At 73.4% G+C, this 10,738-nt stretch carries 9 protein-coding genes; 7 read left to right on the top strand and 2 right to left on the bottom strand.

Features of this window, described 5'->3' with window-relative positions:
* Window positions 1-425: 425 nt before the first annotated feature.
* Entirely contained in the window at window positions 426-1,022 is a 597-nt protein-coding gene (locus ACZ6CV_RS30195) for a hypothetical protein (RefSeq protein ID WP_469254115.1), read from the bottom strand.
* 318 nt (window positions 1,023-1,340) lie between these two features.
* Here ACZ6CV_RS30195 and fmt point away from each other — a divergent pair, with 318 nt between their 5' ends.
* Both fmt and ACZ6CV_RS30185 read left to right on the top strand, forming a co-directional pair.
* Complete coding sequence (gene fmt / locus ACZ6CV_RS30190) at window positions 1,341-2,285, top strand: methionyl-tRNA formyltransferase (RefSeq protein ID WP_469254114.1); 945 nt, start codon at window positions 1,341-1,343, stop codon at window positions 2,283-2,285.
* Between the two features lie 34 nt (window positions 2,286-2,319).
* On the top strand, window positions 2,320-3,816 hold the full coding sequence (locus tag ACZ6CV_RS30185) for an RsmB/NOP family class I SAM-dependent RNA methyltransferase (RefSeq protein WP_469254112.1): 1,497 nt from the start codon (window positions 2,320-2,322) through the stop codon (window positions 3,814-3,816).
* 30 nt (window positions 3,817-3,846) lie between these two features.
* Here ACZ6CV_RS30185 and ACZ6CV_RS30180 read toward each other — a convergent pair whose 3' ends face one another.
* Window positions 3,847-5,994 carry an MMPL family transporter gene (locus tag ACZ6CV_RS30180; protein WP_469254110.1) on the bottom strand — a complete coding sequence of 716 codons (2,148 nt, stop codon included), beginning with the start codon at window positions 5,992-5,994 and terminating at the stop codon, window positions 3,847-3,849.
* A 134-nt stretch (window positions 5,995-6,128) separates the two neighbouring features.
* Between ACZ6CV_RS30180 and rpe the strand changes: the two genes are divergently transcribed.
* From rpe to ACZ6CV_RS30155, 5 genes are all read left to right on the top strand, one after another.
* The gene (gene rpe / locus ACZ6CV_RS30175; protein ID WP_358713822.1) at window positions 6,129-6,815 is read left to right on the top strand and encodes a ribulose-phosphate 3-epimerase; all 687 of its coding nucleotides are present in this window, start codon (window positions 6,129-6,131) and stop codon (window positions 6,813-6,815) included.
* Window positions 6,816-6,893: 78 nt separating this feature from the next.
* Window positions 6,894-7,946, top strand: coding sequence for a sugar-binding transcriptional regulator (locus ACZ6CV_RS30170; protein WP_355818917.1), 1,053 nt, complete (start codon window positions 6,894-6,896; stop codon window positions 7,944-7,946).
* Between the two features lie 75 nt (window positions 7,947-8,021).
* Window positions 8,022-8,414, top strand: a complete 393-nt coding sequence (locus ACZ6CV_RS30165) for a guanyl-specific ribonuclease (RefSeq protein WP_469254108.1) — start codon at window positions 8,022-8,024, stop codon at window positions 8,412-8,414.
* On the top strand, window positions 8,414-8,797 hold the full coding sequence (locus tag ACZ6CV_RS30160) for a barstar family protein (protein WP_469254106.1): 384 nt from the start codon (window positions 8,414-8,416) through the stop codon (window positions 8,795-8,797). The genes ACZ6CV_RS30165 and ACZ6CV_RS30160 overlap by 1 nt, the downstream gene beginning before the upstream one ends.
* A gap of 247 nt (window positions 8,798-9,044) precedes the next feature.
* Window positions 9,045-10,487, top strand: coding sequence for a GuaB1 family IMP dehydrogenase-related protein (locus ACZ6CV_RS30155; RefSeq protein ID WP_362371690.1), 1,443 nt, complete (start codon window positions 9,045-9,047; stop codon window positions 10,485-10,487).
* The last annotated feature ends 251 nt before the right edge of the window (window positions 10,488-10,738 follow it).

Here is a 10,738-nt window from a genome sequence, read left to right as displayed (position 1 = left end):
GAGGCGGGTCTCGCCGGGAGGGTTTGGCTGAGGCGGGTCTCGCCGGGAGGGTTTGGCTGAGGCGGGTCTCGCCGGGAGGGTTTGGCTGAGGCGGGTCTCGCCGGGAGGGTTTGGCTGAGGCGGGCCTCGCCGGGAGGTTCTGGCTGAAGCGGGCCTGGTCGGGCGGGGTTGGACTGACGTGGGTCTGGCCGGTTGGGGTTCGGCTGACGCGAGCCTGACCGGGCGGGGTTCGGCTGACGCGGCCCCGGCCGGGCGGAGTTCGGTGGCGACATGTCAGCTCCGCCGCCGCCCAACCCGGCTCGCCCGGCCCCGCCCCACCCCGCGCCCTGTACCTACGCCACCGGAACACGGAGCTGCCCCGTCGCGGAACACGGAGCTGCCCCCTCCTCCCTGGCGGGGGACGAGGGGGCAGCGATTGGGGGGCGTCAGCCGTTGCGGGGGCCCGGGAAGGCGGTGGGCCTGGGGTCCTCGCGGAGCACGGGGCTGCCCGCGGTGGGCTGGGTCGGCATCGCGCGGGCGGCGGGGACGGACGGCAGGGGGACCCCGACCGGAAGCGGCCGCGTGGCCGTGGCCGTGGCGGTGGCCGTGGCGCCCGCCGCGGCGGGGGACGGCACGACCGGACCCGGCGTCGGCGTCTCCGTGGCGCGCTCCGCCTCTGCCGCCGCCTGCGTGGTGGCCCGGCGCGCGCCGTAACGGCGGTGGACCGCCTGCTTGGTGACGCCGAGCGCCGAGCCCACCGCGTCCCACGAGAACCCGAGCGAGCGGTCGAAGTCCACCGCGGCGGTGACCAGCGTCTCGACGCTGTCCCGCAATTCCTGGGCGAGGCGGACGGTCGGGGCGGGAGCCCGTCCGTACACGACGAAGCCCGCGGACGGGCTGGAGCGGCGCGGACGGTAGACGTTGCCGAGCTGGGCGGTGAGCGTACGCAGTGCGTCCACCTGCCGGCGGACCCGCTCGATGTCCCGCACCAGGAGGTGCAGGCTGGCCCGTGCCTGGGCGTCGTGGGTTGCGTGGTCGGCCATGAACAAGCCTCTCGAACCGGCGTTGAAAAGGATCGGGCCGCCTCGGCGGCCCAGGGTGGTCAACTCTTTCTTGACCAACGCGCTAGTTCGTGTGGGGTCACGGTGCAGGGGCGTATGCGCATATGCACAGGGCGCGCGCCATTTCGTACGCCCCCGACGCCGTCAACCTCCGTCCTCGGAAAGGACCGTCCCGGGCGGCCCCGCGGGGCGGCCCATAGACTGGTGCGCCGCCGTCGGTGCCCGGCGAGGCGGCGCCGCCGTCCCCGCCGGTCCTTGGCCGTCGCTCCTCCCTTGACCAGAGATCCGAGGTACCCCCGAGTGAAGCTCGTCTTCGCAGGCACTCCCGAGGTCGCCGTCCCCGCCCTCGACGCCCTGATCGCCTCCGACCGGCACGAGGTGGCCGCCGTCGTGACCCGGCCGGACGCGCCCGCGGGGCGGGGCCGCAGGCTCGTCGCCAGCCCGGTCGCCGAGCGGGCCGCGGAGGCCGGCATCGAGGTGCTGAAGCCCGCGAAGCCGCGTGACGAGGAGTTCCTGGCCCGGCTGCGCGAGATCGGGCCCGACTGCTGCCCCGTCGTGGCCTACGGCGCGCTGCTGCCCAAGGTCACCCTGGACGTCCCGGCCCGCGGCTGGGTCAACCTGCACTTCTCGCTGCTCCCGGCCTGGCGCGGCGCGGCCCCGGTGCAGCACGCGGTGATGGCGGGCGACGAGATCACCGGCGCCTCCACCTTCCTGATCGAGCAGGGGCTCGACTCCGGGCCGGTGTACGGGACGGTGACGGAGGCGGTCCGCCCCACCGACACCAGCGGCGACCTGCTCACCCGGCTCGCCTTCGCGGGCGCCGGGCTGCTCGTCGCGACCATGGACGGCATCGAGGACGGCAGCCTGCAGGCCGTGCCCCAGCCGGCCGACGGGGTCACCCTCGCGCCGAAGATCAACGTCGAGGACGCCGAGGTGGACTGGGCCGCCCCGGCCCTGCGCGTGGACCGCGTGGTGCGCGGCTGCACGCCCGCCCCCGGCGCCTGGACCGTCTTCCGCGGCGAACGCCTGAAGATCATCCAGGCCGCGCTCGTGCAGGACCGCACCGACCTCGCGCCCGGCGAGCTGTCCGCCGCCAAGAACAACGTGTACGTCGGTTCCGGATCGCACGCCGTCGAGCTGCTCTGGGTCCAGCCGCAGGGCAAGAAGCCGATGCGCGGCGCGGACTGGGCGCGCGGGGTGCGCATCGCCCCCGGCGAGCGGGTGGGCGCCGGCGTCGTAGGCTAGGCGGGTTCGACCCACACCAGCAGCGGAGCACCTTGTGAACGACCAGCCGAACCGGCGTCCCGACAAGCCGGGAGGCAAGCCGGGCAACCCCGGAGGCAAGCCGGGCAAGCCGGGAGGCAAGCCGGCGAAGTCCAAAAAGCCTTACCGCCGCCCGCAGAAGGACCCCGTCCGCTTCCTCGCCTTCGAGGCGCTGCGGGCGGTGGACGAGCGCGACGCGTACGCCAACCTCGTCCTGCCCCCGCTGCTGCGCAAGGCCCGCGAGAAGGACGAGAACTTCGACGCGCGGGACGCGGCGCTCGCCACCGAGCTGGTCTACGGCACGCTGCGCCGCCAGGGCACCTACGACGCCGTCGTCGCGGCCTGCATCGACCGGCCGCTGCGCGAGGTCGACCCGCCGGTCCTCGACGTGCTCAACCTGGGCGTGCACCAGCTGCTCGGCACCCGCATCCCCACGCACGCCGCCGTCTCCGCCTCGGTGGAGCTGGCGCGCGTGGTGCTCGGCGACGGACGGGCCAAGTTCGTCAACGCCGTGCTGCGCAAGGTCTCCCAGGACGACCTCGACACCTGGGTGGAGCGGATCGCGCCCCCGTACGACGAGGACCCCGAGGACCACCTCGCCGTCGTCCACTCGCACCCCCGCTGGGTCGTCTCGGCGCTGTGGGACTCGCTCGGCGGCGGCCGCGCCGGCATCGAGGACCTCCTCGAGGCCGACAACGAACGGCCCGAGGTGACGCTGGTGGCACGCCCCGGCCGCGCCACGGCCGACGAACTCCTCGAATCCGTGGGCGAGGACTCCGCGCTGCCGGGCCGCTGGTCGCCGTACGCGGTGCGGCTCAGCGAGGGCGGGGAGCCGGGCTCCCTGGAGGCCGTGCGCGAGGGCCGCGCGGGCGTGCAGGACGAGGGCAGCCAGCTGGTCGCGCTCGCGCTCGCCAACGCCCCGCTGGAGGGTCCCGACGAGAAGTGGCTCGACGGCTGCGCGGGCCCCGGCGGCAAGGCGGCGCTGCTCGCCGGGCTCGCCGCCCAGCGCGGCGCCACGCTGCTCGCCGCCGAGAAGCAGCCGCACCGGGCGGGACTGGTCGCGCAGGCGCTCGCCGGGAACCCCGGCCCGTATCAGGTGATCACGGCCGACGGCACCCGCCCGCCGTGGCGCCCCGGCACCTTCGACCGCGTCCTGATGGACGTGCCCTGCACGGGACTCGGCGCGTTGCGCCGCCGCCCCGAGGCCCGCTGGCGCCGCCGCCCGCAGGACCTGGAGGGTTTCGGGCCGCTGCAACGGGCGCTGCTGCGCGCGGCGTTGGAGTCGGTGCGGGTCGGCGGCGTGGTCGGCTACGCGACCTGCTCGCCGCACCTGGCCGAGACGCGGGCCGTCGTGGACGACGTCCTCAAGCAGACCGGCGGGACCGAACTCATCGACGCGCGCCCGCTGTTGGCCGGCGTCCCGGCGCTGGGCGACGGCCCCGACGTACAGCTGTGGCCGCATCTGCACGGGACGGACGCGATGTATCTGGCGCTGATCCGTCGGACCGCCTGACGGCCGTCCGACGGCCGGCGGTCAGTCTCGTCAGGGGCGGTCCGGGGCCGGCCGGTGTTCCTCGGGCCGTCGCGCCAGCGCATGCGGCCACCACACCCTCGGGCCCACGTCCAGGAACAGTGACGTGACCAGGATCGACCGTACGACGAACGTGTCGAGCAGGACGCCGAGGGCGACCGCGAAGCCGATCTCGGCGAACGCCACCATCGGGAGCGTGCCGAGCGCCGCGAAGGTGCCCGCGAGGACCAGGCCCGCCGAGGTGGTCACCGCGCCGGTCGCCGCGAGGCCCGTCAGGACGCCCGCGCGCGTGCCCTGGCGGGCCGCCTCCTCGCGGATGCGGGTCGACAGGAAGATGTTGTAGTCGATGCCGAGCGCCACCAGGAAGACGAAGACGAAGAGCGGGAAGTCGGTCGGCTCGCCCGCGTAGTCGAAGAGGTGGCGGAAGGCCAGCGCGCTGAGGCCGAGCGCCGTCGCGAAGGACAGCACCACCGTCGCGATCAGCAGGAGCGGGGCGAGGACCGCCCGCAGCAGGACGCCGAGGATCAGCAGGACCACGAGCAGCACGAGCGGGATGACCAGCTTGTTGTCGTGGGCCGTGGCGTGGTCCATGTCGAGCAGGGCCGCGGTGCCGCCGCCCACCTTTGCGTTCGCGTCGGGCACGGCGTGCACCGTCGCGCGGACCCGTTCCACCGTCCGCTTGGCGGCCGCGCTGTCCGGCGGGTCCGTGGGCGTCGCCTCCAGCAGTACCCGCCCCTCGTGCTCGGCCCTGGTCCCCGGTGGTACGCCGACGCTGCCGGGCTGCACGCCCCGGGTGTCCGCGACGGCCTCGCCGACGCGGTCGCCGCGCGCCCGGTCCGTCACGATCACCAGGGGGTCGCCGGAGCCCGCGGGGAAGTGCCGCGCGAGCACCTCCTGGCCGGTGATCGAGTCCGGCTTGTCGGTGAACGAGTCGGCGTTGCCGAGCCCCTCGGCGCGCAGCTGCAGCAGGCCCAGCGAGAGCAGGGCGAGCACCGCCGCCGTGGTGGCCCAGATCAGCCGCGGGCGGCGGGCGATGCGCCGGCCCGTACGGGCCCACAGGCCGCGCTCGGTCGGCTCGGGGGAGCCCGGGTGGGGGACCAGCGGCCAGAAGAACCACCGGCCGAAGATCACCAGGAGGGCCGGGAAGAGCGTCAGCATCGCGACGAGGCCGACGGCGACGCCGATGGCGGCGACCGGGCCGAGGCCCCGCGTCGAGTTCATCTCGGCGGCCAGCAGCACCAGCATGCTCAGGACGACGGTCGCGCCCGAGGCGAGGACCGCGGGTCCGGCCCGGTGCAGGGCACGGGCCATCGCCTCGTGGCGGTCCTCGTGACGGCGCAGCTCTTCGCGACAGCGAGCGACGAGGAGCAGGGCGTAGTCGGTCCCCGCGCCGAAGACGAGGACGGTGAGGATGCCCGCGCTCTGGCCGTTGACGGTCAGATCGGCGTGCGTGGCGTGCAGATAGACGAGGGCCTGGGCGGTGAAGAGCGCGGTGATCACCGCGAGCAGTGGGGCGAACAGCAGCGTCGGACTGCGGTAGGTGAACAGCAGGATCACCACGACGATGCCCGCCGCCGACAGGAGCAGCGTGGAGTCGATCCCCTCGAACGCCTCGGCGGAGTCGGCGGCGGTGCCGCCCGGCCCGGTGACGTGCACGGCCAGGCCCCCGCCGCCCTCACCCACCCGCTCCCGGACGGCGTCGACGGCGGGACCGATGCGCTCCCAGCCCTCGGCGTCCATGGTGATCGGGACGGACACCTGTGCCGCCTCGGCGCCGGCCTTCTCGTCGTAGAGCGGGCCGCGGGTCTCGGCGCCGCGGATCCCGTGCGCGCGCAGCGCCTTCGCCTCGCGCACGTCCTCGGCGATCCGGGCGCGGTCCGCTCCGGTGAGGCCGCCCTCGCGGGCGTACACCACGATGGCGGGGATCGCCTCGGGCCTGAACTCGGCGGAGATGTCCAGGACTTGGGTCGACTCCGCGGAGCCGGGCAGCCAGGACTCCGCGTCGTTCTCCTGGGCGTCGGCGAGCTTCTGGGCCAGCGGCGCCGCGACGATCAGCACCACCAGCCAGAACAGCACCACCAGCCACTTGGTGCGCCGCCCGCACACCAGCCATGCCACCCCGCGCCGCTTCCGCCGTCGTACGTCCGCCACATCCGCCATGGCTTCCCCCCGCTCGCCGTGCGCGGTGCCGTTGAGCCGTCCAGCATGGCACCCCGGGCGCGGCCGCGGGAGCCGCTGTGCCCAGGCGGTGGACTGCGGTCAGCAACCTGCCTCGGACATGGCAGGCTTGGGGCATGGCCGTGCAGATCAATCCCAGCATCCTGTCCGCGGACTTCGCCCGTCTTGCCGAAGAGGCACAGGCCGTCGAGGGCGCCGACTGGCTCCACGTCGACGTGATGGACAACCACTTCGTCCCGAACCTCACGCTCGGGGTGCCGATCGTAGAGTCCCTCGCCCGTGCGACGGACACGCCGCTGGACTGCCACCTGATGATCGAGGATCCCGATCGCTGGGCCCCGCAGTACGTCGAGGCGGGCGCGGGATCCGTCACCTTCCACGCGGAGGCCGCCGCCGCGCCGGTCCGGCTCGCCCGCGAGATCCGCGCCAAGGGTGCCCGCGCCTCCATGGCGCTGAAGCCGGCGACGCCCATCGAGCCGTACGAGGACCTGCTCCCCGAGCTCGACATGCTGCTGATCATGACAGTCGAGCCCGGCTTCGGCGGCCAGGCCTTCCTGGACATCATGCTGCCCAAGATCCGCCGCACCCGTGACCTGATCGGCAAGCACGGCCTGGAGATGTGGCTGCAGGTCGACGGCGGCGTCTCGGCCGAGACGATCGAACGCTGCGCCGAGGCGGGCGCCGACGTGTTCGTCGCGGGCTCCGCCGTCTACGGCGCCAAGGATCCGGCGGACGCGGTACGTTCATTGCGCACCCAAGCCGAGGCAAAGACGGCGTCAAGCGCCTGGGCGTGCGGCCACTGAGCCAAGGGAACGTGAACGCAGTCCTTCAGGACTGAGCAACAAGGCCGGATCTGCAAGGATGAACGGCGAACCCAGTTTGTGAACAGCAGTGAGGAGAGCGCCGTGTCGGCCATGTCGGCGGGTCGGTCAGCCATGCGGATGGGACCCGCGGAGCTGGTGCAGGCGGCGGCCATGGCCCGCCGCTTCTACCTCGAGGGCAAGTCCAAGATCCAGATCGCCGAGGAGTTCGGCGTCAGCCGCTTCAAGGTGGCCCGGGTCCTGGAGACCGCCCTGGAGCGGGATCTCGTGCGCATCGAGATCCGGGTGCCCGCAGAGCTGGACGCGGAGCGCTCGGACGCGCTGCGCGCCCGCTACGGGCTGCGGCACGCCGTCGTGGTGGAGTCGCCGGCGCCCGCCGACGAGATCGACGAGTCCCCCGACCCGGAGAACCTCGGCGAGGTCGCGGCGGACCTGCTCGGCGAGCTGGTCAACGAGGGCGACGTGCTCGGCCTCGCCTGGGGGCGCTCCACCATCCACATGGCGGCCGCGCTCGACCAGCTGCCGCCGTGCACCGTCGTGCAGCTCACCGGCGTGTACGACGCGGGGACCGCGGAGCGCGGCTCGGTCGAGGCGGTCCGCCGCGCCGCCCAGGTCTCCGGCGGCGAGGCCCATCCCATCTACGCGCCGATGCTGCTGCCCGACCCCGCCACGGCCGCGGCGCTGCGCAACCAGACCGGGATCGCCCGCGCCTTCGAGTACTTCGACAAGGTCACGGTCGCCTGCGTCTCCATCGGCTCCTGGGAGCCGGGCATCTCCACGGTCCACGACATGCTCAGCGACGAGGAGCGGGCGCACTACGCCTCGCTGGGAGTGGCGGCGGAGATGTCGGCCCACCTGTTCGACGCCGAGGGGCGTCGGGTGGGGCGGGACCTGGGGGAGCGGTGCATCACCGTCGAGACGGACCGGCTTCGGCGGATTCCGGAAGTCGTGGCCATCGCGGGCGGGCAGCGGAAGGCCGCGGCGATCGACGCGGTGCTGCGGTCCGGGCTCGTCACCAGTCTGGTGACGGACACGGCAGCCGCCGACCAGCTTCTTGTGGCGGGGCCCACGCCTCGTCCCGCGTTGAACCGGGCCGACCCGGACGGCAGCTGAGTCCCCGCGGGACGGTGGGGGTTGTTCGCGCAGTTCCCCGCGCCCCTTAAGGGGCGCCGTGGCAGGGTCTGAGACATGGTGAACCGGGTTGTTCCCCGCGTGCTGGGGGTGCTGCTGCTCTGTCTCGGTGTCCTGGTGGCCGGGTGCTCCTCGGGTGACACCGGACGGGACGCCCCCGGCTGGGCGCACGGCATGGCCACCGTGCAGGCCGGCCGTCTGCCCGCCGAGGCGCGGCGCACGCTCCAGCGCATCGATGACGGAGGCCCCTTCCCGTACGAGAAGGACGGCACCGTCTTCGGCAACTTCGAGCGGGAACTGCCGCGGCGCGAACGCGGTTACTACCACGAGTACACCGTCCGCACGCCGGGCGAGCGCGACCGCGGGGCCCGGCGGATCGTCACCGGGGGCGGCGGCGAGATCTACTACACCGATGACCACTACGCGTCCTTCAAGGCGGTGCTGAGGTAATGCCCGGTGGAACCGACAGCGGGCCCGGCCCGCTCGCGCCCGTGCTCGATGCCGCACGCGGCGCCGGCTGGACCACCGCGACGCTCTCCCTGGACGGCGTGACGGACAAGGCCGCCTTCATGGAGCGCTGCGCCCGCGGCCTGGGGCTCCCCGACTGGTTCGGGCGCAACTGGGACGCCCTCGCCGACTGCCTCACCGACCTGTCGTGGGCACCCCGCGCGCGGGGGCGGCTGCTCGTCGTCTCCGGGTGGCAGGAGTACGCGCGGGCGGCACCGGAGGAGTGGGGGATCGCGCAGGAGGTGTTCTCGGCGGCCGTCGAGCACTGGCGCGGGGCGGAGACGGGGCTGGAGATCGTGCTCGCGCTCGGGCCCGCCGCCCCGTAGCCGCTCGGCCCCGGCAGTCACGTGACCGCCCGACCGCGTCGACCGTCTCGCCACGGAGCGTCGCGGGCCCTGAACCGAGTGTTCCGCTTCAGTCGTCGGCTTGGACGATTCCACCACCGCCCCCGTCGCCCGCCTGGGTGATCGTCCCAGGCGGCACAACCCCGGCGGCATGGGAGAATGAAGTACGTGCTTTTCCCTCGGCCTAACTGTCCGGGGGCCACCTCTGATCGACTGGGATGAGCAGCACGTGCGCTTCCTCAATGACATCCAGCCTGCGTACGACCTGACGTACGACGACGTCTTCATGGTCCCGAGGCGCTCCGCCGTCGGCTCCCGCCAGGGCGTGGACCTCTCCTCGCCCGACGGCACCGGCACCACGATCCCGCTGGTCGTCGCCAACATGACCGCGATCGCCGGCCGGCGCATGGCCGAGACCGTCGCCCGCCGCGGCGGGATGGTCGTCATCCCCCAGGACATCCCGATCGAGGTCGTCACCGAGGTCGTCTCCTGGGTCAAGACGCGCCACCACGTCCTGGACACCCCGATCGTCCTGGCCCCCACCCAGACCGTCGCCGACGCCCTCGCGCTGCTGCCCAAGCGCGCGCACAACGCCGGCGTCGTCGTCGACGGCGACCAGAAGCCCGTGGGCGTCGTCACCGACACCGACCTGAGCGGCGTGGACCGCTTCACGCAGCTCTCCGAGGTCATGTCCCGCGACCTGCTGCTCCTGGACGCCGACATCGACCCGCGCGACGCGTTCAACAAGCTGGACCACGCCAACCGGCGGTACGCCCCCGCCGTGGACAAGGACGGCCGCCTCGCCGGCATCCTCACCCGCACCGGCGCCCTGCGCGCCACCCTCTACAGCCCCGCCGTCGACGCCAAGGGCGGCCTGCGCATCGCCGCCGCCGTCGGCATCAACGGCGACGTGGCGGGCAAGGCCAAGCAGCTCCTCGACGCGGGCGTCGACACGCTCGTCGTGGACACCGCGCACGGCCACCAGGAGTCGATGATCGCCGCGGTCAAGGCCGTGCGCGGTCTCGACCCGCAGGTCCCGATCGTCGCGGGCAACATCGTCGCCGCCGAGGGCGTGCGCGACCTCATCGAGGCCGGCGCGGACATCATCAAGGTCGGCGTGGGCCCCGGCGCCATGTGCACCACGCGCATGATGACCGGCGTCGGCCGCCCGCAGTTCTCCGCGGTGCTCGAATGCGCCGCCGAGGCCAAGAAGTTCGGCAAGCACGTCTGGGCCGACGGTGGTGTGCGCCACCCGCGCGACGTCGCCATGGCGCTGGCCGCCGGCGCGTCGAACGTCATGATCGGGTCCTGGTTCGCGGGCACGTACGAGTCCCCGGGCGACCTCCAGCAGGACGCCAGCGGCCGCCTCTACAAGGAGTCGTTCGGCATGGCGTCGGCCCGCGCGGTGCGCAACCGCACCAGCGAGGAGTCGGCGTACGACCGCGCCCGCAAGGCGCTCTTCGAGGAGGGCATCTCCACCTCCCGGATGTTCCTCGACCCGACCCGTCCGGGCGTCGAGGACCTGATCGACTCGATCATCGCGGGCGTCCGCTCGTCCTGCACGTACGCGGGCGCGGCCTCCCTGGAGGAGTTCGCCGAGAAGGCGACCGTCGGCGTGCAGAGCGCCGCGGGGTACGCCGAGGGCAAGCCGCTGCACGCCAGCTGGCAGTAATCCCGTCCGGTGGCGCGGATTTTGGCCGCCGCCGCGCAGTTCCCCACGGGGGCTGTGCGGCGGCGGCCACTGTTGTTCGGACCCGTCGTGCGCAACGGACGAAACGGACGGCGCAACGAAGTGACGTGTATGACCGAAGTGCGCAATGATCATCTGGCGTTGCGCAAGGTTGCTGCATTACGGTCGGGAAGGCGCGGACTCTAGAGTCTGCGCTGTACGTGGTGTGGCGGGGACTGCCTGCTCGGTGGTTC

The organism is Streptomyces sp. NPDC041713 (genome assembly GCF_055591085.1).
Note: the sequence above shows the minus strand (reverse complement) of the source record. Positions and strands in the feature narration are given on the sequence as shown.